Origin of the sequence: Novosphingobium sp. Leaf2, assembly GCF_001421325.1 — a bacterium.
In the GTDB taxonomy this organism is placed as follows: domain Bacteria; phylum Pseudomonadota; class Alphaproteobacteria; order Sphingomonadales; family Sphingomonadaceae; genus Novosphingobium.
On record NZ_LMJY01000019.1, the window covers coordinates 42129 to 68835 of the forward strand.

Below are 26707 nucleotides of genomic sequence, written 5' to 3' on the forward strand. Positions count from 1 at the left end.
CGTGCGCCTGCCCGCCGGGTTGCCGGCAGGCCATTGCGAAGGAAGAGTCATGAGCCGATTGATCGTCATCTCCAACCGCGTCAGCGTGCCCAAGGCCAGCGGCGCGGCCGGGGCGCAGGGAGGGCTGGCCGTGGCACTCAGTTCGGCCTTGCGCGAACATCGCGGCATCTGGTTCGGCTGGTCGGGCCAGGAAACGGCAGAGTTTACCGGCCACCTCGACATGCAGCGCAACGATGATGTGACCACCGCCACCATCGATCTCGAACCACAGGATATCGACGAATATTATAACGGCTATGCCAACCGTACGCTGTGGCCGCTGTTCCACTACCGCATCGACCTGACCGAATACGACCGCAATTTCGGCGAAGGGTATGAGCGGGTGAACGAGCGCTTCGCCGCGTCAGTGCTGCCGCTGATCGAGCCGGACGATCTGGTCTGGGTGCATGACTATCACTTGCTTCCGCTCGGCTCGATCCTGCGCGAAAAAGGCGTCAAGAACCGTATGGGCCTGTTCCTGCACACGCCTTGGCCGCCCACCCGCCTGCTCACCTCGCTGCCGTTCCACGAACGCCTCGTCGCCTCGATGCTGGAGTACGACGTGTTGGGCTTCCAGACGACAGAATGGCTGGAGAGCTTTCTGCATTACGTGCAGAAGGAAATGGGCCTGAAGGTAAACCTGGACAATTCGATCGACTACAAAGGCCGGCGCGTGATCGCCCGCGCGTTTCCGATCGGTATCGATTACGCCGAATTTACAGAGGCCGCAAAGAGCGCGGAGGCGGACGAGGCCTACCAGCAGCTCAAGTCCAGCGTGCGCAACCGCAAGATCCTGATCGGGGTGGATCGGCTGGATTATTCCAAGGGCCTGGGCGAGCGCTTCGAAAGCTTCGGGCGCTTTCTGGCCGATCATCCGGATCTGGCCGGCGATGCCGTGCTGTTGCAGATCGCCCCGCCCAGCCGTGGCGATGTCGCCAGCTACCAGCAGATCCGTGAGGATCTGGAGCGCAAGACCGGACACATCAACGGTGCCCATGCCGATGTGGGCTTCGTGCCGATCCGCTACGTCAACCGCGGCTATCCGCGCGCGAAGCTGGCCGGCTTTTATCGCGCTGCCGATATCGGCCTGGTCACGCCGCTGCGGGACGGGATGAACCTTGTGGCCAAGGAATATGTCGCGGCGCAAGACCCTGAAAACCCCGGCGTGCTGATCCTGTCGCAATTTGCCGGCGCTGCGCTGCAATTGAAGGATGCGCTGCTGGTCAACCCCCACGCGGTTGAGCATGTGGCCGAAACCATCAAGCGCGCGCTCGACATGCCGCTTGAGGAACGCAAGCGCCGCCATGCCAAGCTGCTGACCTCGGTGCGCGAGGAAGACGTGCTGCACTGGCGCGCGCAGTTCGTGCGGGCGCTGGTCGGCAAGGATCGCAGTGCTGAACCCGCAAAGCCGCATGACCAGGCGGCCTGAGCGATAACGTGGTGCGCGCGGCTATACCCAATTGCGCGCTAAATATTCGGGTCCGGCTGAAACTATTCTGACGTCTATCGCGATTAGGGTCAGTTGAAGTGACGGCACATGCCGCTACCGGCCGGACCGCCACGATCCGCCGCCGCCCCCCAAGTGGCAAGGACGCCGGGAAGCCGGCGAAAATCGCGCATGGATGCCATTCTTTACGGTGAGTGTGTCGGCGAGAGCGATATGGCTGCAGCGCCTGTGCGGATTTCCCGCCTTGCCGACCAAGGCTGCGATCTCATCGTGGAGTCGGCGGCAGGCCTGTTCGATACCGATTTCTCACTGTGGATAGGCGCAGTCGGCCCCTTGGCCGCCGTTGCCGCCAAGCGCAGTGGGAGAAACGTCGAAGTGCGCTTCAAGCAGCCGCTGGATGCCCGCATCCTCAGGCATTTCAATGTCTGAATTTCCGTCTTCGCAGTTGCACAAAAATAAGGCACAAGAGCGTCAGGTGGGAAGCGAGGGAAAAGTGCTGCCCGCCTGATTCGTAATGATGGCGCAGCCTTCTATGGTAGCGCCATGTTTTACCGAAGGGCGCGCGCGGCACATCGTGAACACATCATTCAGCACGCAAAAGCCTGCGGCTTTTACCGCAACGACGCGCAAGTATATTCGTCCCGTCCGCACGCCTTACCACAGCCGGTCGCTGTTCCTGCGCTGGATGCTGACACTGCCGTATCGCTCGCGCCGGGGCGCCGCGCTGATCGCGCGCTACGTCCCGCAAACGGTGCCGCCGGTATGGGCCGAAGAACTGGCCGGCAAGCGGGTGCTGATCGTGGGAAGCGGCCCGAGCCTGGACAAGGTCGGCCAGGAATTTTTTGCCCGGTTCGATACCGTCATCTACATCAACTTCGCGGTCAAACGGCTGCAGGGAACCGGCGCGGAATACTTCTTCACCACCGACATAGGCCCGGTGCGCGAATTCATCGATGCCTACGAGGAAACGGTGTTTCGGCAACTGGGCAAGGAGCACTGCATCTTCGCGCCGATCTACCTCGATCAGTTCCAGATGATGACCCCGGCCGGGCGCGATCTCTTCTCGTGGCTGCGGTTCGATGAAGCGCAGTGGCGCCGCCAGGCGGTCAAGCTGGGGCGGCTCAAGGCGCCGCTGGTTCTGCGCTATCACCCGCGCCAGCCTGACTGGGACAGCTTCACGCTGCCCCGGGGCGGGCGCTCGCTGCCGGTGCTGGATCATACCTCTGCGCTGACCGCGATCCTGTTCGCCGCGATGAACGGCGCCGCCGATATCGGGCTTATCGGGTGTGACTTTTCCGCCGGACGTGCGGCCAGCGCGGCCACCACGCAGGCCGCGCCCGACGCCAGCGTGTTTTCCGGTGCCGCTGCCGAATTTCGCAAACTCGCCAGCGCGCTTGAACGCAATGGCGTGGACGTGACAAACCATTCCTGGCTGATCAACGACGGCGCTCCGTCGTAGACCCGCCTGGCCTTGCGCCACCATGCCAGAGGACGATACCTTGGAAAATCCCGCCCGCATCGCGGTTTTGATGACCTGCTTCAACCGGCGAGAGCTTACGATCGGTTGCCTGGAAACGCTGCGAGACCAGGCGCATTTTCGGGGGGAAGACCTGTTTCTCGTCGACGACGGATCGCGCGACGGCACTGGCGAAGCGGTGCTTGCCGCGATGCCCGGCGCCAACGTCATCCGGGGCGACGGCTCCTTGTTCTGGAACGGCGGCATGCGCCTTGCCTGGGATAGCGCCAAGGCATCGGGCCGAGAGTTCGATTTCTACCTGTGGCTGAACGACGACGTGCGGCTGGCCCCTGGAACCCTGGCGATGCTGGTCGAGGATGCGGATGCCGTTGCACCGCGCGGCACACCCGTGATCGTGGCCGCAGCCCTGACCGAGCCCGGCAAGGACACGATCACGTACGGCGCCCATGTCCGCCCCGATGCCCGCAAGCCGCTGCGTCTGTCGATGGTCGCGCCGCAAGGTCGGCCAACGCCGGTGGACACGGTCAGCGGCAATGTCGTGCTGATCTCGGCCGCCGCCGAAGCGAAGCTGGGCAACATGCACGCTGGCTTCGAGCATATCTACGGCGATCTCGACTATGGTTTCCGTGCGCGTGCCGCCGGGATTCCTATGGCACTGGCCAGCCGGCTGGGCGGCACCTGCGGAGCCAACCCGCTGGACGGCAGTTCGCTGGATACGTCCATGAGCAAGCTTGATCGGCTGCGCCAGCGCTGGGCCGAGGACAAGAAAGTCCATGCCCGCGACTGGCGGCGCTTCGTGGCGCTGCACGGCGGCAAAAACCCGCTTACAGCACTGGCCCACCGCGCTTCGCCTTACTTGCGTATACTAATGGAAAAGCCGAACCGGCACGCATCCGACGTCATAGAAGTGTAAAGATTGACCGCTTGCCTTCGGCGTTCCGAATTGGGTCACATGACACACTTGTTATCGAAGTTAATATACAAGTAAGGGCGGGCCGATTGTCGGAGGTTGAGTGCGATTCGTCGCAGTGCGGCCAGTGCATCCGGCGGTGGGGGTCACAGATATGAAGCGTTTACGGTTGGCGGCGTGCATAGTGTTGCCGTTCTTGCTACTCGCCTGCGGCGGGGAGGATGGCGGATCATCCACACCTGCTCCCGCGCCGGCTCCGACCGCCACGGCGACACCTGCGCCAACGCCGACACCGACAGCCGCGCCTACCCCAGCCAATGACGGTCTCGTGCAGGACGCGCTGGTGCCCAGCCTGGATTCCTCACGCTATCTCAAGCGCACGTATCAGGGTGTTGCGACAATCGCCCGGGTCGGTAAACGTATCTGGACGGCGTGGTTCGCCGATACATCCCCCGCCGCTTGGGAGGTCACCGGCAATTTCCTAGTGCTAACCTATTCGGATGATGGCGGGAACACATGGTCGCGCGAGTATTATCTGGTTCCCGCTCATCCGGACACCGACCGCGCGTGCGACCCCAGACTGTGGCCAGCACCTGACGGCAAGCTATGGGTGATCTATTGTCAGGGTGGCGGCAAGGTGAACAATGACGGGCAATTCGGCATCTGGGCCACTGTAATATCCGACCCGCTTGCTGACAATCCCACGTTCGAACCGGGCTTCTGGATGACCGACGGCGTCCCTGCGCGACCATTCCTGTATCGCAACCAATGGTACCTGCCGAGCGATTACCTGTATGCCAATCCGCCCCGCTTTCCGGACCGGATCGGCAAGCGCGTTTACCTGATGGACTGGGCCAATCATCGCGCCACCTACGTCACGAAAATCCCGAAGACGCCGAACGCCGATTACAACGAAACCACTTTCGTCGAACTGAAAGACGGGTCGTTGCTCAACCAGTCACGCAGCCGCGATGGGATTTACCAGTCCATCGCGCCGGCAGGGACACTCGATTTCCCCACTCCATCACGCTGGCTGTTCTATCCCTCCATCGGCTCGCGCCACCAGATCTCGCGCTCGCCATCGGGTCGGTTGCTGATGGTATTCAACCAGCACGAAACGGCGGCGGGGCGTACCGACCTGACCATTGCCTTCAGCGACGACGAAGGCAAAAGCTGGCCCAATGCCTACATCTTCGACAATCGCGACAACATCTCGTACCCCGATGTAGCGTTTGCCGAAAATGGTGACATCTTGGTGTCTTACGATCGCGGCCGTAACAGCTACAAGGAAATCTGGCTCGCGCGGATCGTCGAAAGCTCGATCGTCGATGGGAAGGGCGCGCCCAAGGTTACCCTGAAATTAGTAAACCGCGCTACCAAACCTTGAAAAAGGCTGCGGCGGCAGTCAGCGCATCCCTTGCGATAAGGGCAATTGCCTAGTCGGGGATGAACGCTTATTAATGCCGCGACGCAACATGGAAGGAATACGGATGGCCGGTGCAGTGTTTGATCTTTCGGGCAAGCGCGTCTTCGTTGCCGGCCACCGCGGGATGGTGGGTTCGGCGATCGTGCGTCGGCTCGCGAGCGAGAACTGCACGGTGCTCACCGCCTCGCGCAGCGAACTGGACCTGAAGGACCAGGTTAGCGTGCGCGACTGGTTTGCCGCCAACGCGCCCGATGTGGTGGTGCTGGCCGCGGCCAAGGTGGGCGGCATCCTGGCCAACGACACCTTTCCGGCCGAATTCCTCTACGACAACCTGATGATCGAAGCCAACGTCATCAATTCCGCCAAGGACGCCGGCGTCGAAAAGCTGCTATTCCTGGGCTCCTCATGCATTTACCCCAAGTTCGCAGACCAGCCGATCGCCGAAAGTTCGCTGCTGACCGGCACGCTGGAACCCACCAACGAATGGTATGCAATTGCCAAGATCGCCGGCATCAAGCTGTGCCAGGCCTATCGCCGCCAGTACGGCTGCGATTTCATCAGCGCCATGCCCACTAACCTCTACGGGCCGGGCGACAATTTCGACCTCAATTCCAGCCACGTCATGCCCGCGCTGCTGCGCAAGGCGCACGAGGCCAAGGAACGCGGCGCCGACAGTATCGAGATCTGGGGCACCGGCACACCGCGCCGGGAATTCCTGCACGTTGACGATCTCGCCGACGGCTGCGTGTTCCTGCTCAAGAATTATTCCGACTTCGAGCATGTGAACCTGGGTTCGGGCACCGACCTTCCGATCATCGAGCTGGCCCAGTTGGTGTGCGACACGGTTGGCTTTACCGGCACGATCACCAAGGACACCACCAAACCCGACGGCACCCCGCGCAAGCTGATGAGCGGCGACAAGATCGCCGGGCTCGGCTGGAAGCCCAGGATCGGGCTGGAGGAAGGCGTCGCGCATGCCTACCGCGAATTCCTGGCCGGGCACGTCAAGGAAGGTACGCACTGAGCCGGCATCGGACGCAAGGCCGGGACAACCACGCATGAAGCTGCTTATCCTGGGCCTGAACCACGCGCCCGAGCCTGTTGGCATCGGTCCGTACACGACCGGACTTGCGCAAGGGCTCGCCCGGCGCGGGCACGATGTGCACGTGCTGGCGGGCAAGCCCTATTACCCGCAATGGCAGCCTTACCCCGGTCAGCCGCGCGGTCGCACCACCACCCGTGAGGACGCGGTGGCGATCACCCGCGTGCCCCATTACATTCCCCAGCGCCCCAATGGTGCACGGCGGATCGCCCATCACCTGAGCTTTGCCGCATCCGTTACTGGCCCAGCGTTGTCGACCGCTGCACGCATGCGGCCCGACCTGGTGTTCACCATCGCCCCGTCGTTGCTGTCCGTGCCGGTGGCCGCACTCGCAGCCCGCCGCGCAAAGGCGCCGCTGTGGCTGCATGTCCAGGATTTCGAGGTGGAGGCGGCCTTCGCAACCGGGCTGCTGGACGAAAAATCCGCGACGGCGCGCCTGGGCCGAAGCGTCGAGAACCGCATCTTGCGCATGGCCGACTTCGCTTCGTCGATCAGCCCGCAGATGTGCGAGCGGCTCACAGCCAAAGGCTTTGGCGCGCACCAGCTTTACCAGTTGCGCAACTGGAGCAACGCCGCGTTCGACTTTACCACTGCCGACAGCAGCGACTATCGCCGCGAATGGGGCTTGGGCGACAAGAAGGTGGCGCTGTATTCAGGCAACATCGCCAACAAGCAGGGCCTTGAAATCGTGATCGAGGCGGCCCGCCAGTTGCAGCACCGGCGCGATCTGGCGTTCGTGATCTGCGGCGAAGGGCCCAATCGTGAGCGTTTGCAGGCGCTGGCTGCCGGGCTCGACACGATCCAGTTCCATGATCTCCAGCCCGCGGCGCGCATGGCGGACTTTCTCTCGCTGGCATCCGTGCACCTGCTGCCCCAGATCGTGGGCGCGGCGGACCTCGTGCTGCCGTCCAAGCTGACCAATATGCTCGCGTCGGGAAGGCCGGTGGTCGCCACCGCCGCGCCCGGCACCGGGTTGTTCGACGAGGTGGAAGGTTGCGGCATCAATTCCGCGCCCGGCGATGCGGCGGCGATGGCACACGCCATTGCCCGCCTGCTGGACGATGCCGCCCTTGCCGCCACGCTAGGAGCGGCAGCGCAGCGGCGGGCCACCGAACGCTGGTCGCAGGATGCGATCATCGATGCCATGGAACAGCGCATGACCAGTTGGGTGAACCAGAGGCGCAAGCCATGAGCCGCAAACGCCTGAGCATGGGTCTTGGCGCCTATGCGTTCGACAAAGTGGCGGTGGCCGTCGTCCAGATTCTCACGGTGCCGGTGCTCGCCAACGCCTGGGGGCTGACGCTGTACGGCACGTGGGCGATGGTGATGACCATTCCCACCTTCCTGGTGCTGGGCGATTTCGGCATCGTCAATTCCGCCGCCGCCCGCATGGTCGCGGCCATCGCGCGTGACGACTGGGATGCGGCCAACCGCACGCTGCACACCGCCTGGGCCACCACGCTGGCGATCATCACCGTGATCGCGCTGATCATTGCAGGGGTGCTGTGGTGGCTGCCCGATGGCGTGGTGCCGGTCGCGCCCCGGTTCGACGAGGCGACATCGCGGCTGACGATACTGATCCTGCTGATCTACGGGCTGACAACCATTGTGTTCCGCCTCAACACCGCCGCGCTGCGGTCGGCGATGCTGTACACGCAGTCGCTGTTCTTCGGCACCGGCGCCTATCTGATCGAAAATCTGAGCGTCGTGGCGATCGCCGCGCTAGGCTATGGTCCGCTGGCCGCGGCCATTTCGCTGCTGGTGCTGCGTCTGGTCGCTCTGCTGGCCGTCTACTTTGCCGGCGGGCGCCTGGTGCCGCGTCTGCGCCCGGGCATGTCCGCCATCTCACGCGTCGAACTGGGCGGCCTGTGGGGCCCGGCCATCGCGGCCAGCGCGCTGGGCTTTGGCGTGGCCGCCTATCTGCAAGGCAGCGTTATGATCCTGGGCGCAATCGCCGGGGCCGCCGCCGTGCCCGCCTTCACCGCCGTGCGCACCTTGTCACGCCTCGGCGTGCAGATGGCCACGATGATCTCGCTGCCGGTCTCGCAGGAATTCGGCAACGCGATGGGCAGGAACGAGATCTACCGCGCCGGCCGTTTCTTCGGGCTGGTGTTCCTGCCTGCGCTGGTGATGTCGGGCGTGGCGGGCTTGGGGCTCGTGCTGATCGGCCAGGAGTTCATAGCGGTGTGGACGCACGGCGCGATCCATGCCGACCAGATGCTGCTGTTCTTCATGGCGATATCCTCGTTCGCGGCGATGTTCTGGAACCCGCTGTCCAACCTCATCATGGTGATGAACCGCCAGCATGTGTTCTCCTACGCCAACCTGGCGATCAGCGCGGTCGGCCTTGGCGTGATCTACCTGTTCGCCGACCGCTATGGCGCGGCTGCTGCGGGCGTGTCGTTCGCGCTGGTCGATGTGGTGACGCTGCTGGCGGTGGTCGCGTTCATCTGGCGCAACTGGCTGACACTGGCCTCGTTTCGCGCCGGCATCAAAAGCAGCTTCGATGAAATGCGCTATCCCGTGCGCATGCTGCGCTCGATCCGAAAACCGCGATGAACGCCGCATCGCCAGTATCGGCCAGCCGTCAATTTGGATTGCGGCACAGGGGCGACGCTTCTAGGTACGCCTACGTATCGCGGCCAAGGGGATGCAGTCAGCCGGGGTCGTCCAGGTTCAGCCCGCCTCACGCCGTCCGGCCTTCTGGAGCATGACATGAACGTAGCGCAGATCCTCGCCGATGCCTGGACCCTTGTGCAGGAGAATCTGGCGCACACCGTTTCGCTGCGCCGCGAGATCGTGTGGAAGCCCGATGGCAGCCCGGTCACCTCGGCGGACTATTACCACGAGGATCTGATCGGCGGTTTCCTGCGTGAGCGGATCCCCGGCGTTCTGCTGGTGGCCGAGGAAAGCTATACCCCGGAACTGGACCTGTCGGCCAGCTGGATGGCCATCCTCGATCCGATCGACGGCACCGAAAACTTCTGCTCCGGCCTCAAGGAATGGGGAGTCGCGCTGTCGATCTGGCACGAAGGCGTGCATCAGGGCAGCGCGCTGATGCTGCCCGAACTGGGCGAGGCGATCATCTCGGGCCAGCCGGTCGAAAAATTCCAGTCGCGCATCGTCGGCCTGTCTTCGTCGTACAACGACGAGATCGGCGCGATCATCGCCGCATCGCCCGAAAGCCGGGTGATGGGCTGCGCGGTCTATAATGCCTACAACGTCATTCGCGGCACTTTTGCGCGCTTCGTGAACCCGAAGGGTGCGTATAGCTGGGATCTTCAGGCCGGCGTCTCGCTGGCGCTGGAGCATGGCTGCGAGGTCTATCTCGAAGGGGAAATTTACGGTGGACAGCTTCTCGAACCAGATCGCCGACATCGCGTCGACATACGGCACCGACACGATCTTCATCCTGGGCAAGGGTCCCTCGGCTGACGACGTTCCTTCCGAAGTCTACGCCGGATCGCTGGTCATTGGCATCAACGATGCCGAGCGCATCTATCCGGCTGACATTTCGATCTTCTATGCCGACTGGGTGAAGGACGCGCTGGCCAAGGAAGGCCCGCGCTCGCGCCTGTACGTCACCTCGACCGACTATGCGCCCAGCCGCGGCGAAGTTCTGCGCGCCCCGCACGCGCCGCTGACGCAGGAGAGCAGCGACCTGATGGTCCAGCGCCTGCTGTCGGACGAGATCGTGATCGAGGACGTATTGTTCCTCACCGCGCTGCAGATCGCCCGCAACGTGGCGCGCCAGCGGGGCCGCCGCCAGACCGTGTACATGGTGGGGTTCGATTTCAAGGCCGAGGCCGGCAACGCGCAGGCGATCGGCCGGCATTACGAAACCGACTCCGCCGATCAGCGCCGGCTGCGCATCGAGATGCAGGAAAACTTCCTGCTCAACGCGCTGTACATGCTCAAGGACACCGAGGTGGACGTTGTCCATGTCGGCGGGCGCCCGTTCTCGCGCATAGACAGCGCCCAGCTGGCCGACCAGTTCCTGCCCAAGCGCCACGCCCACGACCGCGCATGGGGCGTGTCGGTGATCGCGGAACTGACCACCAACCACTTCGGCGACCGGGGCCGGATCGACCGTATGGTCCGCGCCGCCAAGGCGGCGGGCGCCGACTTCGTGAAGTTCCAGAAGCGCGACGTCGAAAGCTTCTACACAGCGGAGCAGTTGGCCGCGCCCTATAAATCGCCATTTGGCACCACCTTCCGCGATTATCGCCACCAGCTCGAACTCGACGCCGACGATTTCGCGTATGTCGATACCTTGTGCAAACAGCTGGGCATCAAGTGGTTCGCGTCTGCATTGGATGAGGCGTCGTACCGCTTCCTGCTCGACGCCGGATCGCACGCGATCAAGCTGCCCTCGACGATTTCGGAGCATACCCATTACCTGGAAACGGTGGCCAAAACGTGCGACCGCCCGATCGTGCTGTCCACCGGGATGACCGACAAGGCGTTCGAGGACTGGGTGGTGGAAACGTTCGCCAACAGTCCCGAACTGAACCTGTTGCAGTGCAATTCCGGCTATCCCACCCCGGCTGAGGATTGCAACGTGGGCGTGGTGCGCCACTACGCCCGCATCGCCCGCGAAAATCCGCGCATCGTGCCGGGCTATTCCAGCCACGATCAGGGCTGGTTCGGCTCCGCGCTGGCCGTGGCCGCAGGGGCGCGTATGGTGGAAAAGCACGTCAAGCTGGGTAACACCGAATGGGCCCACTTCGATGCCGTCGCGCTCGATCTCACCAAGCCCGACTTCAAGGACTACGTCCAGAAGATCCGCGAGGCCGAAATCGTCATCGGCACCGAGGAAAAGGCCGTGAACCCCAGCGAACATCACAAGTACCGTCGCTGATCCGCTTGCCCGCCAACACCGACAGAAAGACCAGACCATGAGCACAGCAAAACGAATTTGGGCCGTGGTGCCGGCACGTTCGGGCTCCAAGGGACTGCCGAACAAGAACGTGCGCATGCTGGCGGGCAAGCCGCTGATCGGGCACGCCATCCAGTTCGCACAGAATGCGGGGGTGTTCGAGCAGGTGCTGGTGTCCACGGACTCAGAAGATTACGCGGCAATCGCGCGCGAACAGGGCGGATGGGTGCCGTTCCTGCGCGGGGAATCGGCGGCGCAGGACGCCAGCATGGAAGAGCATGTGCTGGCCGACCTCGACGCGAAGCTGACGGAGCACGGCATCACCCCGCCCGACATCCTGGTGTGGTTGCGTCCCACCTTCCCGTTCCGATCGATCGACGACCTGAACACGGCGCTTTCGCTGATGGAAGATGACGTCGACGCAGTGCGTCTGGTCACCGAAGGCGAGCCGCGCCTGTATCAGATCGATGACGGTTATCTGGTTCCCCGTTTCGAGGACGGCGGGCGCTCGATGATCCGCAGGCAGGAATTTCCCGCGACTTACAAGGTCTTTCACACCGACATCTTCTGGTATCGCAATATCGCCTGGGGCGAGCGCTTCCTGGGATCGCGGATCAAGGCGGTGCCGGTACACAAGATCTGCGCGATGGACGTGGATGGCCAGGAAGATTTCGACATGATCGAAGCCATCATGTCGGCGGCAGGACCCATCGTCGGGAAGTACTGCCAGCCGGCGTCAGCGTCGGAATAGTCCACCAGGCAGATCGCGCATGGCGGGGCAAGTTAACGAGCGTTAATTTTCCTACACCACCCCGTTTCCGTCATCGCCGTCCCCGAGCAATCGAGGAGACGCGATCGTGCCCAGTTCCCCCATCATTCCCCCGTCAGCGTATGTCACCCCGGTGGCAGTCGGCTTTGCCGATGCCCAAGGATCGCTGAGCGTCGTTGCATCGGGCGTGCCGCTGCCGGTCACCACCGTGCGCCAGTCCGCTCCGCCCGCGCCGCTTGCGGGCACCACCTCCGCCAACCTGCTGGCGGGCCCGTTCATCCCGCTGGCCGATTCGCCCATGCACCTGCAACTGAGCGGGACGTGGAGCGGCAGCGTGGTGCTGGAACGTTCGGTCGATGGCGGCGCCACGCGTCAGCCATTGACGGCGGGCGGCGTCGCCTGGGCGCGCTTTACCGGCAACGTCAACGAACCGGTCTGGCAGGAGCAGGAGCGCGAAGCGAGCTTCTACCTCGCCATCACGCTCACATCGGGCACCGTATCGTACCGGGTGTCGCAGTGAGCGCCCTCGATTTCGGGGCACGCGCTCTCGCCGTACGCGCCGGTGCCCAGGCCCCGCGCACGTTCGCTGCACTGGCCGCGTCAGCCTTGCATGATCAGGTCGAGCGCATCGAAAGCGCCGGCCATGCGGCAACCGGACGCGGCGCGGGCGCGTATGTCTGCGATGCGCTGGCAACCCCCGCGCTGATGGCCGCGCATCCCGCCGCCGTGTTCGCCGGGGCGGGCAAACGCCATTTCCGCCTGCTGGGAACGCCGGACGGTTTCGTGACGCCGGAAATGCTGGGCTGCCCCGCCTACGCACCGGGCGTCAACCAGCAGCCCTATATCCAGGCGGCGATCGACTATGCCAAGGCGGCCGGCCTCAAGGGCGTGTATTTCCCCGAAGCGGTGTACGAATTATGGAGCCCGCCCCGCAATCTGGCGAGCGGCTATGCCGCCACTGACCGCTCCGGCAACTTCCTCGTGATCGATGGCGCGGCGATTTCGCTCATCGGCCGGCATGGCAACCGCACCCGCCTGCATTGCAAAGGCCCACGCGGCGGCAGCCTTGCCACCGACTATCAGGTGGTGAACGTCGCCAGCTACGGCGGCGACGTGATCTGGCGCGGCGCCGCGGTGATGCTGACGGGAAGCACATCGGCCTTTGGCCCGCGCCCGGACGACAGCGCCCTCAGCCACGTCACCATCCGCGACCTGGTGTTCTACTCCGACGCCAAGGGCGTGCGCAACACCGCCTGGCCCGCCCAGCCCTTGTCCCGCGATCCCACGGGGCTTCGCGAAAACTGCTGGGATATTTCCAACAAGGGCGTCTATTTTCAACAGAACGTGCACGTGGGCAACGTCTACATCGAGAATGTCGAGATCCTCGGCTTTCTGGGCGAGGCGGTCTACACCTCCGGTGTCTACGCAACGCCAGGGTTGAAGGCGAGCAGGATATCGCTGCGCAACTGCGTGGTGCGGGACACCAACGGCCAGGCGCTCAACCCCAACGGCCCTTCGTTTTTCGACGTGGACGGGTTCTACGCCGAAAACTGCGGCTTCGCCTTCGAAGGCTGGTCGGGGGTCGAGGTTGGGCGTGTGGTCAACGCCTACTTCCGCAAGTGCAATTCGGGCGCGATCTACGGCAGCTACACCTACGACGCGCCGCTGCGCACCGATGGATCGCAACCCGGTTGCATCGTGGACGCCACGTTCGAGGATTGCGGCGACGTTTACATCGGGTCTTACGTGCAGGGCCGATTGCGGCTGATCGACAGTTCGCTGGCGCTGATAACGCAAAGCGCGACGATGGAATGCAAGGGCAACAACCTTGACGTTACAGTCACGGTTCATTCGAAAAACATGGCGCAGGCCATGCGCTTCTCCACGTTCCCGGGTTCGTCGCAGAAGATCTGCAACAACACGATCCGGCTCAATGTGGTGCGATCCAAGGAAGCCGAAGCGGCCGGGTACTGGTGCACCGCGCTGGTGAACCAGGCGGGGTCGCTGGGCAAAAGCAACTATGTCTCGCTGCGCGGTTATGCCGGCACCATCGGCACCACTACCGGCGTTACCGACAACTACGCCGCCATCGTGAACGACGGTATCCAAGGCTCCAACGGCACGTTCGGGACTCCGTTCGATCCCACCACCACCCCTGCCCCGGACATGGGCTGCGGCTGGATGCGGGCCACGACGTTCAGCAGCGGGGCAACCAACTGCCCGGTCAGCCTGCCGGCGCTGACGATGTTCAACCACAACGCCGAAATCGTGATCGAGCATCGCGATGGCGCCAAACCCGGCAACGTCGTGGAGATCAAGGACGGTACCGTCACGCGCTGCCTGCTGGGCTTCAAGGACGCCGCCCGGTTCCGCGCCAACAAGGCGACCGCGTCATGGGATCTGGTCACCCCCACCAAGGCCCGCAGTGCCACCGCCACGATCGAGATGGCGGCAACCGCCATCGGCGCGGAAAGCGGGCCGTATGTCATTCCGGCCAGCGGCTGCCGTCCGCACCACCGCGTGGGTGTGACCGTTCCGGCCACAGGCATCGGCGGACTGGTGGTCAGCGCGCAGCGGGCCGAGACCGACGCGGTGCGGTTCTGGCTGCGCAACGTCGATGGAACGGCGCCGTCCGCCATGGCTTCGGCCACATTCACCGCGCGCTGGTGGATCGACCCGCTCTAAGGCCCTCCGTCAGTCCAGGCCGACGTCCGCAAGAAACCGCGCGATATTCTCGCGGTATCGCGCAAAGGTGTAATTGCGGGCCTCGGTCTGGGCATGGGCGCGGTAATGATCCAGCCGATCCCGGTCGTGGATGAGCGCCAGCATCGCCTCAAGCGTCAGTTGCGTGTCCGGCTTTTTCAGCAGGATGCCGGTATCGGGGGTGACGCCGTTGCCCGCTTGCGGGGGGTGGATCACCGCCATGCCCGACGCCAGCGATTCCAGCAATGACAGGGACGAACCCTCGAAATAGCTGGGGAATACCATCGCGTGGTGGCGCGCCATGATGCCGGGAATCTCGTGGCGCGCCACGGTGGGAATATACGTCACCCGGTCGGCGTAGCGGGCGAACACGTCCCGCGCGATCTGCATGTGCCCCACCAGCGTCAATTCCGCTTGCGAGCGGGGCAACTGAGCGATCGCCTCCAGCACATGGTGCACCCCCTTGCGCATGCCGATCTGGCCCACGAACAGGAACCGCACCGGGCCATTACGATCCACCGGTGCAGGCGGCGGCGCAGCGGCGAACAGCGCCTCGTCGAAACAATATGGAATGACCCGCAGCTTGTCGGCAACGCCGGGCACCGGCGAATGATCGCGGATCGTCTTGGCGCAGTAATCGCTGCCGCACACGATGTGATCGGCGGCAGCATACTCCGCATCGTCGCGATCGATGACCAGTTGCTCCATCGCCATGTGCCGGTCCGGAAACCAGTCCGCATGGCTTTCGAACACCTGCGCCATCGCGGCGTTGAAATAGCGCCAGTCGCCGATCGTGCGATCGAGGATCGAGACCCGCCCGGCCGCCCGCGCCTCCTGAAAGCTCTCCAGCGCGCTGGAGTTGTATCCCCACAGCGCAAACGGATCGGCGGAGCGGATCTCCGAGGCCAGCAGGCTGGCGAAACGGCGATTGCCGAACTGATCCAGCTTCACTGCTGCACGTGCGAAGCCCCCGCGCGCGGCCATCCGCTCCAGCCATTCGTAGAAGCCGATCGTCTTCACCAAGTCCGGGTTGAGGGCGCGATGCTCGAACCGACTGAATTCGCGATGGACTTTCGCGCGCAGACCGCTCGGCAGAAAACGTTCGACCCGGTATGGCCATTTATCCGAATTGTAAAAAATGCTGGTGGCATAGAATTGCAGGCGTTCCAGGTTCTGCAACGCGGTTGCCGTCTGCCAGCTATGCTGCGTACCAGGGTGAAATACGGCGATCTTCAAGGACACACCTTTGCGCAAACGAACACCCGGAAATGACCAGCGACCTTTTTGCGTTGCGCTGCGGAATGTCAATCGGATAGGTGTTTGTCCATGGATTTAGCCGTCAACCCGCACCCCGGAATCCGCCGATGACACCCCAGGTCCGGGAGCGGCTGCGGGCCTTGCGGGTCCTATGGGTATCCCATGGCTACGGCTACGGCGGCGACTTCATGTATTTCGGCGAGATATTTCGGTGTTTCCGCGATCTGGTACCGAACATGGCCGTGGTGGTGGATGACCGCACGATTTTTCAGAACACCTATGACATCGCGCTGCGGCCGATCCTACGCGTGCTGCGCAAGCCGATCAAACGCACCGCGCCGGACGGGCAGGTCTATGAAACAGAGATCGCCTTGCCCAGCCCGGCCTTCGCCGCGCGGCTGGCCCGCGAAAAGGCGGATGTGATCATCACCATCGAATTCACGCCCGCCGCCCTCATCGCCACCACTGTCGCCGCGCTGATGCCGGGCCGCAAGCTGGTGCTGCTGGTGGAATCGGACCCCTCGCGGCGCGGTGGCAGCGCCAACAAGGCGGTGCGGGCGGTAAAGCGCTGGGCGGTGCGCCGCGCCCATGTCATCCAGACCAACAACGTGCATGGCCGACGCTATCTGGTGGAGGATCTGGGCGCCGCACCTGAGCGCGTGCGGGTCGCGCCCTATCTCACCTCGCGCCCGCCCGGCCCGGAGACCGTCATCACCGCGCACGACGGGCCGCTGCGCCTGCTGTTCGCCAACAGCATCAATCCGCGCAAGGGTCTGCGCGAACTGATCGCCGCGCTGGCACTGGTGGACCCGGCGGTGCGCCGCACCATCACGCTCACTGTGGTGGGCGATGGGCCGGAGCGCGCCGAACTCGAAGAATGGGCCACCGCCACGCTCGACATGGGAGAGCGCTTGCGGTTTGAAGGTCGGCGATCCTATGCGCAGCTTGGCCCGTTCTATGCGCAGGCCGATGTGCTGGCGATCCCCTCTTTGGCCGATTACCGCTCGCTCGCCGGGTTCGAAGGGCTGGGCTATGGGCTGGCATTGCTATCCTCGATCCACGACGGCGCCACCGAAGAGACGCTGGAGGACGGCATCAACGGCTTCGCCATCGACCCACAGGATACAGCGACACTGGCCCGGCGCATCGAAACATTGGCCCGCGATCCGGACCGCGTTCGTGCCATGCGCCGTGCCGCGCTTGATCGCTATCGGGACCGGTTTTCGCTGGAAGCGATCGCCGCGAACCTTGCGGAAAGTGTCGCCCTTGCCGTGGAACGGTAATCCAATCGTGCTGTATTGCCGGCGGCATAATTGCGGCGAGCGGCGATTTCGCGTAGCCTCGATCGCTAGGGGAATCACGTAATGCTCGAACGGCCAGACCATCCGCGCAACGCTTACGCATGGATGGATGTCTTCCGGGCGCTGGCCGCAACCCTGGTCGCGATCAGCCATGTGCGTGACATTATGGTTCGCGATGCCAGCGGTTCGGATGGCCTCCTCACCAAGGTTTTCTATTTTCTGACCGGGTTCGGGCATACCGGCGTCGTGGTATTCTTCGTGCTGAGCGGGTTCTGGATCACGCGGTCCGTCATGAACCGGATGGATCAGCACCGCTTCTGGCCCAATTACCTGATCGACCGGGTCTCTCGCCTGTGGGTGGTGCTTCTGCCGGTTCTGCTGATCGGCGGCACGCTTGACTGGATGGGAAGCCACCTGTGGCAATTCCCCAACTACGTGGGCACCAGCGGCGCACACAGCATCACCGGCAGCGTGGCCGATCATCTCGAGATCATGCACTGGATTGCCGGCCCGCTGTTCCTGGCAAACATCTTCGTGGCGCCCTTGGGGTCGAACGGGCCACTGTGGAGCTTGTCGTTCGAGTTTTGGTATTACATCTGGTTCCCGGCACTGGCCATGTTGCTGTTCCGGAAGCGCGCCACGATAGCCCTGCTGTTCCTGGGCATCGGCATTTTCTGCCCGCCGCTATCGGTCGGGTTTATCAGCTGGCTGGCGGGGTCGGCCCTGCATTTTGCCCTGAAGCGTTTTGCGCAGGGCAGGCGCACCGGCGTGGACGCACTGGGGCTCGTCGGCATGTTCGCGCTGGTCCTGATGCTGCTCAGCATGTCGCGGATCTTTCATTCCATATGGTTCGATCCGGTGGTGGCGGTGGGTTTCGCGATGTTCCTGTTCTTCCTGTGTCGGACGAATCTGCGATTTCCGACGATCCTGTCCCCGGTCGGCAGCTTTGGCAGCATGGGCAGCTTTTCGCTCTACGCGCTGCATTTTCCGGTCGCGATGGCGGTGGTGGGGTGGTGGTACGGCGGGGTCCGCCGCGAGCCTACCCTAGCTACCATGATTCATGCGGTGCTGCTGACGTTTGCCCTTGTCGCCATCGGATGGGTCTTCTCGCGCGTAACCGAGGCCAGAACCGATGCAATTCGGGCATTCTTGAAGGCCCGAATTGCAAATCGAACCAGAACCGCTACCGTATGATCGACCGGCCCATGAATCTTACGCTTCTCGCCACGAACTGGATGCCTGCCGATGTATGAGTGGGTGCTCTTCGCCAACGTGGTGGTCTACCTCGTCATCCTGGCGTATTATCTGCGTTCGCCTTGCATCAGCGCATTTCATCCCGCGACCTTTTATGCCGCGGTGCATGGCTTTGTGTTCGTGGTCCGACCGATTTTCGCGTGGTACGGGCACTACACCAAGGTCTATACCGTCTATGGCTTCATGCCGACGCAGGATGTGAAGATCACGTCGATTGGCGTGGTCGCTCTGGCCTATTGCGTGGTCATGCTGAGTTTGATGCATTGGGCGCCAAAGCCAGTCACAACCGTCGAAATCCCCAGTGACATCCGCGAGCGCCTGAAAAAGCCGATTCTGGCTACGTTTGCGCTCCTATCGCCAATTGCCCTTTATGCCTTGCTGCGTTCTTGGGCCAACCGCGCTTACGATACCGACACAATGGTCACAACGGCCAGCGGCTATCGCGTCAACACCAGCGGCGTGGGCTACCTTACCGAAGCGCCCAACATGCTGATCCCCCTCACGTTGATGCTGGCGTGGGCTTTCCGTTTCCGGCCGGTGGCGATGATCCCTTTTGCAATTTTCGTCGTTCTGAAGGCCGGATCGGGCGGGCGCGGCACGTTTGTCATCGGGGCCGCCGCAATGGGGCTGCTGTACCTTTACGAGCACCGCCGCAAATGGCCTACGCCCCGCATCATGGGTCTGTTTGCGATTGCGCTGGTGCTGTTTACGATCGTCGGCGCGGATCGGGGGCGCGGTATCCGTGGGTATTTTATCAAGAACCAGGTTGAGGAAACCCAACCGCGCGTTGTCGAAGACAGATCGCTGCTGGATGGCATGGACTATGCCAATATGGAATATACCGAATACATGGTTCGGGCGGTTCCGGAACTCACCCACACATACGGATATTTCCTCGACAACCTTCAGATCCTGACCGAACCGATCCCGCGCGCTCTGTGGCAAGACAAGCCCGTCGGGCCACCGATCAAGATGTGGAATCTACGCGACTATGGCAACGCGATGGGCATCACGGTGTCGGTCGGCGGCAACGGGTGGTCTAACCTGGGCTGGATCGGGGTGATCCTGTATTCGCTGTTTACCGGATTCTGTCTGGCGAAGTGCTACAATCTGTTCCTGCGCTATCGTTACGCGCCGCTGGTGGTGATTGGGTACTTCGGCTTTCTGGCCGGCACCATCCTATACCTCCGTGACGGCGCGTTGATCACCGTTTTCCGCTCACAGCTGTTCAACATCGCGCCGCTGTTCCTGGTCTACCTGCTCAGCAGGCGCGTGCATCGCCGCGTTCGCCTGCTCGGCATCCTTGGGCCGGCGGCGTACAAGGCGCAGCTCGCCAGAAAGCTGCAGGAACTGCGTGAGCGCAAGCGGAATGCGGCCCTTGCGGGCCTTCGCGGCGGCGCACGGCCTCTCCCCGTCGATCCCGCTACGCCCTGATCTGCCCGGCGATCACACAAACTACCTCCAGTCAGTATCGGCACAACCTTGCATGACTAACCGGTCCGACGCTTATCCCACCTCGCCCCAGTCGCTCTCCGGCTTGCGAGTCGGCCAGTTGACGGCATCGCTCTCCAGGATGGGCGGCGGGGTGTCCGAAGCCGTCGTCAAGCAGGCGGAGATGATCCGCGCGCTGGGCGGTGAACCAGTGGTGTTCGCGCTCGACGACCCCCATGCGGCGCAGGACGCCGCACGGTTCGGCGACGCTGAAGTGCATATCGCTCCGGTCAGCGGGCCGCGCCAGATCGGGTTTGCCCCCGCGCTTGTCGGCATGCTGGAGAAGGCGCGCCTGGACGTGCTGCATCTGCATGGCATCTGGATGTACCCGTCGCACGCCGGGGCGGCGTGGGCGCGGCGGACGGGCAGGCCCTACGTGATCAGCCCGCACGGCATGCTGGATCCCTGGATCACAGCGCGCGGCCGCCTGAAGAAGACCCTGGCGCGGGCGGGCTACGAGCGGGCAAGCTGGCGCACGGCTGCCGCGATGCATGCTTTGACCGCCCGCGAAGCGCAGGATATCCGCCGCGAAACGGGCCGCACGGACAGCCTGGTGATACCCAACGCCGGTCCTGCTCCGATGTCGCAGCCTGCGCACACGCGTGCCCCGACGTTCCTGTATCTGGGCCGCATCCACCCCAAGAAGAACATCGACGCGTTGATTGCCGCCTGGACCCAGCGCGCCAGCGCAATGGCCGCGACCGGCGCGACGCTGGTGATCGCCGGGTGGGGCGAGGATGCCCACGTGGCACACTTGCAGCAAAGCCTGTCGGGGGCCCCATCCAGCATCACGTTCGCCGGGCCGCTTTACGGCGATGCAAAGGCGCGCGCCTATGCCGACGCGCGCTTTTTCGTGCTGCCCTCGCACAGCGAAGGGCTGCCGATGGTGGTGCTGGAGGCATGGGCGGCAGGTACGCCGGCCCTCATGACCAGCGAGTGCAACCTTCCCGAAGGCTTCGCGGCTGGCGCTGCGATCAACTGCGGGTTCGATCCTGCGGTGATCGGCGCGGCGCTGGATACCGCACTAGCGATGCCAGATCCGCAATGGCGAACAATGTCGGACGCGGCCCTATCGCTGATGCAAGGCCGGTTCTCGGGCGAGACCGTGGCGCGGCAGTGGGCCGGCGCCTACCTCGGCCTCACAGGACGGCACGCGGAAGCGGGGATTGCCGCATGAGCCTGCTCGATGCCAGCAAGACCGCGCCGCTGGAAGGCGGGGCCAGCTTCTCGCTCGCCAATCGGCTTGCGCGTGTTGCCTGGGGCGTGGCGTGGCTGGTGCTGGCACGCTGGACGCCGCCGCCGCTTCATCGCTGGCGCCGGCTGATCCTGATTGCCTTCGGGGCCAAGGTTCACCCTACCGCCCGCGTCCATGCCAGCGTGACTATATGGTTGCCGGCCAACCTGGCGCTTGGCGCCCATTGCCTGGTCGGGCCGGGTGCCCGGATATACAATCAAGGGCGCATTGAAATCGGCGCCCACACTGTCATCTCCCAAGGCGCTTATCTGTGCGCCAGTTCGCATGACGTGCGCGATCCTGCATTCCAACTGGTGCTGCGCCCGATCCGCATAGGTGAGCGGTGCTGGGTGGCCGCCGATGCCTTCGTCGGCCCGGGCGTGACGATCAACGATCGCGCTGTCCTCGCCGCGCGTGCCGCCTTGTTCGAGGACGCCGTGGTGGACGGCATATATCGCGGCAACCCCGCCGTGCTGATCCGCGAACGCAAACTCAATCCAATGCCGTCCCGGAACTGACGGGTAACGCCGTCAGCCGTGCCTGGTCAGCGCAACACCAGTTCACCAGGACCGCCAACACCCTGCCCTGCCATCAATTCCACGCTTTGCACCGGGCAGTTTTCGTTCGGCAGCGTGAAGGCAACGTCGTCCTCCACCAGGGATTTGCTGACCATGAAACGGCTGGGATTTGCGGGATTGAGGCACTTCACACGCAAATACACGGTTGCGGCTTTGGCCCCCTTGGCGATTTTGCCGGATGACCACGTTGCGTAATGCATGCCAGGCCCGAGCCGGACGATCTTGTTTGCAAGCTGCTTCATCATCGGGTCGGTATTTTCGAAGGACAACCGGTACCGGCCATCGGAACCGCGCGCCACAGTGGAGTCTACCCCGGGCTCTTCCGGATAGCGCCATTCGAATGGCCCGGGCACGTAATCGTCCGCAGCTGAATTGAACGCCGAAGACGCAGGTTGGGCGACCTTGTTGCGAGCGCAAGCGCCATTCCACAATGCCTGTGCGGCATCGACACGGCCTGCCATCGCCAGATTGCCGGCTCTGCGTCCCATGTCGGCACAATCGAAGGTGGCGCCGCGCGCCGCCAGCCGCGCCAGCACGCTGCGCAGCACCGCCGGGTCCAGACCATTTGCCGCCCAGTCGACGAAATCGTTTACCGCCGGGGTGTAGTGCCCGATCCGGTCGACGAAGTGAGCCTGAACTTCAGGCTGCACCAGCATCGCCTTGGTAATCGTGAAGGTGCGGTTATCCTGCACCGACGTACGCCACAAAGCTGCGAGGCGATCCGCGGCCACATCCCACATGCCGTTGTCGAAGGCCGAAGCGCCGACCACGATCTGCGGCACGGCGCTGCGCCAGCCCCGTCCCGCCGCAGCGGCGAGCGCCTCGCGGCTTAACGTGTCGTTCTGGACCCGCAGCGCCGCAAAGCCGAGATCCGCAAGGCTTTCCTCAGGCATGGGACGACGATCGACCAGCAGCCTCGCATCATCGAGCGTGCCATCATCATCGCCGGCATCCAGCGCGCTTTCAACCAGCGCCTGCTGGGCGAAATTACGGAACGGGATGGGCACGATCCTGGCCAGCACCGGGTCACGCCGCGATTGGCGATCAAGCGCATACCCCACGGCCACAACCGCCAGGGCCGCGAGGACGGCCCACCACACAATGCGCGATGCGAGGAGGGCCGGGCGCACGGTCAGACGGTCTTTTCCTCGTCCCGGCCATAGGAGTAGTAGTTGTAGCCGTAATACTCCTGCTCGCTACCCCCGCTCTTGGGGTCGAACTTGTTGAGCACGATGCCCAGGATCGGGGCATTGATCAGCTTGAGCCGGCGCAGCGCCGTCTTCACCGCGCCGCGATGGAAGCCGCTGGCATCCAGCAGGAACAGCACGCCGTCCGACAGTTTGGCGATCGCGACGGTATCGGAAAGGCCCAGCATCGGCGGACAGTCGATGATGACCGAATCGTACATCTGCGCCAGTTCGGCGATCAATTGCCCCATCCGATCACCGCTGAGCAGAAGCGCCGGTTCGGGCGGCATCGGCAGCGCGGTCAGGTAGCTGAGGTTTTCTATGTCGGAAGGCAGCACCAGCGAGGAAACCGGCACATCGCTGACCAGCGCCTCCGTCAGACCCGGGGCTTGCGCGCCCATCCGGCGGTGCAGGGTCGGTCTGCGCAAGTCGGCGTCGATCAGCAGGATGCGGCGGCCCAGGCGCGCCATGTCTGCGGCGATGGCATAAGCACTGGTGGTCTTGCCTTCGGACTGCCCGGCGCTGGTGACGACCAGCACCTTGGGGAAGCCGTGTGTAGTGGAATACCGCAAGTTGACCACCAGCGAGTGGTAGGCCTCGCTGATCGAAGACTTGGGATCGCCAAGGCTGTCTGCGGTCGAACCCTCTTCCTGCACAGGAATGACAGCGAGGAGCGGGAGGGCCAGCTTGCGTTCGACGTCGGAGGGAACCCGGATCGTGTCGTCGAAGGTTTCCTTGAGATACACGAACACGGCAGCGGCAAGGCATCCGAGCACGAAGGCGACCAGCAGGTTGACGAACATCTTGGGCGACGCCGGACGGTCAGGAACTTCGGCACGGTCGATCAGCGAAATGTTGTTCGACGTGGCGCCGGCGGTGGCGCTGATCTGGTTGTAACGGGCCAGCAGCGCGTCGTACAGCGCCCGGTTGGTGTCCGCCACGCGCTTGAGCAGGTTGTAGTGAACGCCCTGATCCTGTTCGTTCAGCGCGTTCTGCTGCAGGTTGCCGACGCGCGAATTGAGCGAATCTTCCTTCGCCTTCACCGCTTGGTAGTTCAGGTAGATCGAACGCTTGATCGACGTACCGACGGTTTTGATCCGCCGATCGAGCTCCGCGATCTGCGCCTTGTACGTCTTGATCGTGGGGTAATCTTCGAGATGGCGGGTGCGTTCGTTGGCGAGCGAGCCTTCCAGCGCCGCTTTCTGCTTCAGCAGGTCTTGCACCACCGGATTGGCTTGCACTTGTGGGATATTGAGCAACGGCTCATTGGCGATGGTGCGCCAGGCGTCTTCGGCGGCAATGCGATCGGTCGTTGCGCTACCTGCCGAGCCGTTGGTCTGAACCAGCGCTTCATTGGTGACGGACAGCGTTGAATCCGAATTGGCCGCGCCACCCTGGCCCGCCACGCGGATCAAGCCGGCAGCGCGCGAGTACCGATTGAGGTCGCGCTCGGAATTTTCCAGGCGCGCGCGCGTTTCCTCAAGCTGCGACATGAGGAATTCGCGTGCATAGGCGGAACTTTCGAACTTCTGGTTGAGGTTCGCCTGAATGAAGTTTTCCGCATACAGATCCGCCAGCTTCGCGGAGTAGCCAGGGTCACGGCTGGTAATGCTGATGCTGACAATGCGGCTGTTGGTGGGCAGGTTTACGGTGAGCGCGTTGGACAGCAGGTCGACCGCCTGCTTCATGCGCGCTGCAGCATTGCCCTGCGCGGTCTGACTGCCACCAAGTGCGTTGAAAAAGCGCGGGTCGTTTACCAGCTTGCCGCTGGCGATGACACGCTGCGCGAGGGACCTACCCTTGAGGATGTCAACCTGGGTCTGCAGAAACCTGTCGGCGTCAAAGGATTCGTTGCCGCCAGAAACATCGCTGCCCTGGATGATCTCGTCCGCCTGCTGGTTCACCAGCACGCGCGAGAAGGCAACGTACTGCGGCGTGATCATCAGCGTCAGCACGATGCCCGCAACGATCGCCGCGCCGATGATGGCCAACACCCATTTCAGGTTACGGCGCAGCGCCGCGATGACCGCACGCAGATCGAAACCAAGCCCCGAGGCGCTGGCGTCATCATCCAGATCGTAGATGAGGCTCGCCTCATGATCCATCGTCTGTCCCTGCAACTGCTGTTCCACCCTCATTGTACCATTCATCCAGAACCTAAATCGCCGTCACCGGCAACAGGATCGGCACTGTCACGGACAGCATCGCCGTACCAAAACAACGCACGTTTCCGATGAACCCGCCCCTTGCCTCAAGCCCTGTTACCACCGCGCACCAAACTATCCGAACCGGAACTTTTACCTGCAGACCGGCTCTTGCCGATGAGGATCGCGACGAGCATCGCTGCCAAGCACAGTATCGTCTGGTTTCTCAATGGATAGTCCAGAACGGATTGAAAAGCGATACAGCACAGCATGATCGCGGCGGCCGAGCGACCCGGACTGTCCCGGCCGGCCAGCGCGCGAAACGTGGTGGCACCAAGCCAGCCCAGCCATGCCAGCGTCAGCGCCACGCCGAAAATGCCGGATTCCACTGCCTGCTCAAGCAGTTCGTCATGCGCCCGGCCTGCACGCGTGGGTTCCAGATATTCGATTGATTCGTCGATCTGGAACACTTCGTCAAACGTGCCCACACCCGCGCCCACCGGCCAGAACCGTTTGGCCGAAGAGATGGTGTCGTCCCAGATCCAGAGCCTGACGGCCTGCAGATCGTCAAAACGCGCAACCGCGTTGTGGATGCGATCGTTGCCTTGCACCAGCAGGCCGACGCCGGTGACGATCACCAGGAACGCCGGCGCGAGCACCAGCAGGATGGCCCGCGGCTGTCGAGCCGTGGCTGCACGCAAGCTCGGCAAGGCGCGGGATGCGAGATACAGAAGCGGGATAAGCATCAGCGCCATGGCCGAGCGGGAATGGCTGAGGATGATGGCGAAGCAGAACACTGCCCCCAGACCTATGCCCGCGATCGTGGCAGGGTTAAGGAACCTGCCGCGGTCGAACCGGCCGCGCGATATCAGCGCGGTCAGCGCCAACACCAGGAACAGGCCGCTGGTGTTGCGGTTGGCAAAGGTTCCGAACAATTCGCTGCTGCCGATGTCTTCGGCGTAGATCATTCCCGCCGTGCCGCCTGATGCAAGTTGCACCCCGCCCAGCAAAACGACGAGCACACCGCCCAGAACCACGAGCATCAGCATCTGGTCTCGCTTTTCCGTCACGCGCAACGCCAGAAGCAGTACGGTAATCGGTGCGATCAACCCAAGGAATCCCACGATCGTGCGGGCAGGCGAGACACTGATGGGGCGCCAGGACTGTGCCTGACCGATCAGCGCCAAGGCTTCTTTTTCCAGCCCACGGCCCGGAAGCGCTTGCCAGATCGCTGGCGGCAGCGGAACGAGCTGCACCAACGGGACGGCCAGCGTCAGCGCCAGCAGAATGGTAAGGGGACGCGACGCGCGCCACAGGACAGCGCCGATTGCAGGGCCGTTCCAGGCCAGCAGGCCGATTGCCGCCAACTGCACCGCGAGGTTCCCACCCGCGGCACCGACACCTCCGCCGCCCGCCGCGAGCGCAACTGCCAGCAAGAAAGCCAACTGAAGGAACAAAGGCGATGGCGCGCGCATGGACCGCCTGTAGCCCGGAGCAGCGGAAACCTGG

General features: G+C 63.5%; 22 protein-coding genes. 18 read left to right on the forward strand and 4 right to left on the reverse strand.

Annotated elements, in window-relative coordinates; all coding sequences use genetic code 11:
• The first annotated feature begins 49 nt into the window (after window positions 1-49).
• The 13 genes from otsA to ASE49_RS14620 all read left to right on the forward strand — a co-directional run bounded on the left by otsA (window position 50) and on the right by ASE49_RS14620 (window position 14734).
• Entirely contained in the window at window positions 50-1468 is a 1419-nt protein-coding gene (gene otsA / locus ASE49_RS14560; protein ID WP_056774068.1) for an alpha,alpha-trehalose-phosphate synthase (UDP-forming), read from the forward strand.
• Between the two features lie 189 nt (window positions 1469-1657).
• Window positions 1658-1915, forward strand: coding sequence for a hypothetical protein (locus ASE49_RS14565; protein WP_056774071.1), 258 nt, complete (start codon window positions 1658-1660; stop codon window positions 1913-1915).
• Window positions 1916-2060: 145 nt separating this feature from the next.
• Window positions 2061-2945, forward strand: a complete 885-nt coding sequence (locus tag ASE49_RS14570; protein WP_156370328.1) for a hypothetical protein — start codon at window positions 2061-2063, stop codon at window positions 2943-2945.
• A gap of 22 nt (window positions 2946-2967) precedes the next feature.
• Complete coding sequence (locus ASE49_RS14575; RefSeq protein WP_056774075.1) at window positions 2968-3876, forward strand: glycosyltransferase family 2 protein; 909 nt, start codon at window positions 2968-2970, stop codon at window positions 3874-3876.
• A gap of 340 nt (window positions 3877-4216) precedes the next feature.
• Entirely contained in the window at window positions 4217-5260 is a 1044-nt protein-coding gene (locus ASE49_RS14580) for a sialidase family protein (RefSeq protein ID WP_162234256.1), read from the forward strand.
• Between the two features lie 103 nt (window positions 5261-5363).
• On the forward strand, window positions 5364-6323 hold the full coding sequence (fcl, locus tag ASE49_RS14585; protein ID WP_056774080.1) for a GDP-L-fucose synthase: 960 nt from the start codon (window positions 5364-5366) through the stop codon (window positions 6321-6323).
• 34 nt (window positions 6324-6357) lie between these two features.
• Window positions 6358-7593 (forward strand): WcaI family glycosyltransferase, encoded by a 1236-nt coding sequence (locus ASE49_RS14590; protein ID WP_056774082.1) that lies wholly within the window; start codon window positions 6358-6360, stop codon window positions 7591-7593.
• Window positions 7590-8960, forward strand: a complete 1371-nt coding sequence (locus ASE49_RS14595) for a lipopolysaccharide biosynthesis protein (RefSeq protein ID WP_056774084.1) — start codon at window positions 7590-7592, stop codon at window positions 8958-8960. Before ASE49_RS14590 ends, ASE49_RS14595 begins: the two co-directional genes overlap by 4 nt.
• A gap of 156 nt (window positions 8961-9116) precedes the next feature.
• Window positions 9117-9836 (forward strand): inositol monophosphatase family protein, encoded by a 720-nt coding sequence (locus ASE49_RS14600; RefSeq protein WP_056774086.1) that lies wholly within the window; start codon window positions 9117-9119, stop codon window positions 9834-9836.
• Entirely contained in the window at window positions 9748-11262 is a 1515-nt protein-coding gene (locus tag ASE49_RS14605; RefSeq protein WP_056774089.1) for an N-acetylneuraminate synthase family protein, read from the forward strand. The genes ASE49_RS14600 and ASE49_RS14605 overlap by 89 nt, the downstream gene beginning before the upstream one ends.
• A gap of 37 nt (window positions 11263-11299) precedes the next feature.
• Window positions 11300-12031, forward strand: a complete 732-nt coding sequence (locus ASE49_RS14610; protein WP_082456496.1) for an acylneuraminate cytidylyltransferase family protein — start codon at window positions 11300-11302, stop codon at window positions 12029-12031.
• Between the two features lie 106 nt (window positions 12032-12137).
• The gene (locus ASE49_RS14615; protein WP_156370330.1) at window positions 12138-12569 is read left to right on the forward strand and encodes a hypothetical protein; all 432 of its coding nucleotides are present in this window, start codon (window positions 12138-12140) and stop codon (window positions 12567-12569) included.
• On the forward strand, window positions 12566-14734 hold the full coding sequence (locus tag ASE49_RS14620; RefSeq protein ID WP_056774097.1) for a hypothetical protein: 2169 nt from the start codon (window positions 12566-12568) through the stop codon (window positions 14732-14734). Before ASE49_RS14615 ends, ASE49_RS14620 begins: the two co-directional genes overlap by 4 nt.
• 9 nt (window positions 14735-14743) lie before the next feature.
• On the opposite strand, the gene ASE49_RS14625 is transcribed toward ASE49_RS14620, so the two are convergent.
• Window positions 14744-15988, reverse strand: coding sequence for a glycosyltransferase family 4 protein (locus ASE49_RS14625; RefSeq protein ID WP_056774101.1), 1245 nt, complete (start codon window positions 15986-15988; stop codon window positions 14744-14746).
• Between the two features lie 128 nt (window positions 15989-16116).
• On the opposite strand from ASE49_RS14625, the gene ASE49_RS14630 reads away from it, so the two are divergent.
• The 5 genes from ASE49_RS14630 to ASE49_RS14650 all read left to right on the forward strand — a co-directional run bounded on the left by ASE49_RS14630 (window position 16117) and on the right by ASE49_RS14650 (window position 21807).
• Window positions 16117-17292, forward strand: a complete 1176-nt coding sequence (locus tag ASE49_RS14630; RefSeq protein WP_056774103.1) for a glycosyltransferase family 4 protein — start codon at window positions 16117-16119, stop codon at window positions 17290-17292.
• 81 nt (window positions 17293-17373) lie between these two features.
• Window positions 17374-18504 carry an acyltransferase family protein gene (locus tag ASE49_RS14635; RefSeq protein WP_056774105.1) on the forward strand — a complete coding sequence of 377 codons (1131 nt, stop codon included), beginning with the start codon at window positions 17374-17376 and terminating at the stop codon, window positions 18502-18504.
• A 51-nt stretch (window positions 18505-18555) separates the two neighbouring features.
• Window positions 18556-19998 carry an O-antigen polymerase gene (locus ASE49_RS14640; RefSeq protein ID WP_056774108.1) on the forward strand — a complete coding sequence of 481 codons (1443 nt, stop codon included), beginning with the start codon at window positions 18556-18558 and terminating at the stop codon, window positions 19996-19998.
• 52 nt (window positions 19999-20050) lie between these two features.
• Window positions 20051-21232, forward strand: a complete 1182-nt coding sequence (locus ASE49_RS14645) for a glycosyltransferase (RefSeq protein ID WP_162234257.1) — start codon at window positions 20051-20053, stop codon at window positions 21230-21232.
• Window positions 21229-21807, forward strand: a complete 579-nt coding sequence (locus ASE49_RS14650) for an acetyltransferase (protein WP_056774113.1) — start codon at window positions 21229-21231, stop codon at window positions 21805-21807. The genes ASE49_RS14645 and ASE49_RS14650 overlap by 4 nt, the downstream gene beginning before the upstream one ends.
• A gap of 26 nt (window positions 21808-21833) precedes the next feature.
• Here ASE49_RS14650 and ASE49_RS14655 read toward each other — a convergent pair whose 3' ends face one another.
• The 3 genes from ASE49_RS14655 to ASE49_RS14665 all read right to left on the reverse strand — a co-directional run bounded on the left by ASE49_RS14655 (window position 21834) and on the right by ASE49_RS14665 (window position 26673).
• Complete coding sequence (locus ASE49_RS14655; RefSeq protein WP_056774115.1) at window positions 21834-22997, reverse strand: hypothetical protein; 1164 nt, start codon at window positions 22995-22997, stop codon at window positions 21834-21836.
• 2 nt (window positions 22998-22999) lie between these two features.
• Window positions 23000-25192: a GumC family protein gene (locus tag ASE49_RS14660; protein WP_056774119.1), complete on the reverse strand. Its 2193-nt coding sequence runs from the start codon at window positions 25190-25192 to the stop codon at window positions 23000-23002.
• Window positions 25193-25305: 113 nt separating this feature from the next.
• Window positions 25306-26673 carry an O-antigen ligase family protein gene (locus ASE49_RS14665; RefSeq protein WP_056774121.1) on the reverse strand — a complete coding sequence of 456 codons (1368 nt, stop codon included), beginning with the start codon at window positions 26671-26673 and terminating at the stop codon, window positions 25306-25308.
• Window positions 26674-26707 lie beyond the last annotated feature (34 nt).

What these genes read in the sequence shown, in the direction of transcription:
- otsA (WP_056774068.1), top strand. Translation starts at nt 50, where the DNA reads ATGAGCCGATTGATCGTCATCTCCAACCGCGTCAGCGTGCCCAAGGCC.
- ASE49_RS14565 (WP_056774071.1), top strand. Translation starts at nt 1,658, where the DNA reads ATGGATGCCATTCTTTACGGTGAGTGTGTCGGCGAGAGCGATATGGCT.
- ASE49_RS14575 (WP_056774075.1), top strand. Translation starts at nt 2,968, where the DNA reads ATGCCAGAGGACGATACCTTGGAAAATCCCGCCCGCATCGCGGTTTTG.
- fcl (WP_056774080.1), top strand. Translation starts at nt 5,364, where the DNA reads ATGGCCGGTGCAGTGTTTGATCTTTCGGGCAAGCGCGTCTTCGTTGCC.
- ASE49_RS14590 (WP_056774082.1), top strand. Translation starts at nt 6,358, where the DNA reads ATGAAGCTGCTTATCCTGGGCCTGAACCACGCGCCCGAGCCTGTTGGC.
- ASE49_RS14595 (WP_056774084.1), top strand. Translation starts at nt 7,590, where the DNA reads ATGAGCCGCAAACGCCTGAGCATGGGTCTTGGCGCCTATGCGTTCGAC.
- ASE49_RS14600 (WP_056774086.1), top strand. Translation starts at nt 9,117, where the DNA reads ATGAACGTAGCGCAGATCCTCGCCGATGCCTGGACCCTTGTGCAGGAG.
- ASE49_RS14610 (WP_082456496.1), top strand. Translation starts at nt 11,300, where the DNA reads ATGAGCACAGCAAAACGAATTTGGGCCGTGGTGCCGGCACGTTCGGGC.
- ASE49_RS14630 (WP_056774103.1), top strand. Translation starts at nt 16,117, where the DNA reads ATGACACCCCAGGTCCGGGAGCGGCTGCGGGCCTTGCGGGTCCTATGG.
- ASE49_RS14635 (WP_056774105.1), top strand. Translation starts at nt 17,374, where the DNA reads ATGCTCGAACGGCCAGACCATCCGCGCAACGCTTACGCATGGATGGAT.
- ASE49_RS14640 (WP_056774108.1), top strand. Translation starts at nt 18,556, where the DNA reads ATGTATGAGTGGGTGCTCTTCGCCAACGTGGTGGTCTACCTCGTCATC.
- ASE49_RS14645 (WP_162234257.1), top strand. Translation starts at nt 20,051, where the DNA reads ATGACTAACCGGTCCGACGCTTATCCCACCTCGCCCCAGTCGCTCTCC.
- ASE49_RS14650 (WP_056774113.1), top strand. Translation starts at nt 21,229, where the DNA reads ATGAGCCTGCTCGATGCCAGCAAGACCGCGCCGCTGGAAGGCGGGGCC.
- ASE49_RS14660 (WP_056774119.1), bottom strand. Translation starts at nt 25,192, where the DNA reads ATGAGGGTGGAACAGCAGTTGCAGGGACAGACGATGGATCATGAGGCG.
- ASE49_RS14665 (WP_056774121.1), bottom strand. Translation starts at nt 26,673, where the DNA reads ATGCGCGCGCCATCGCCTTTGTTCCTTCAGTTGGCTTTCTTGCTGGCA.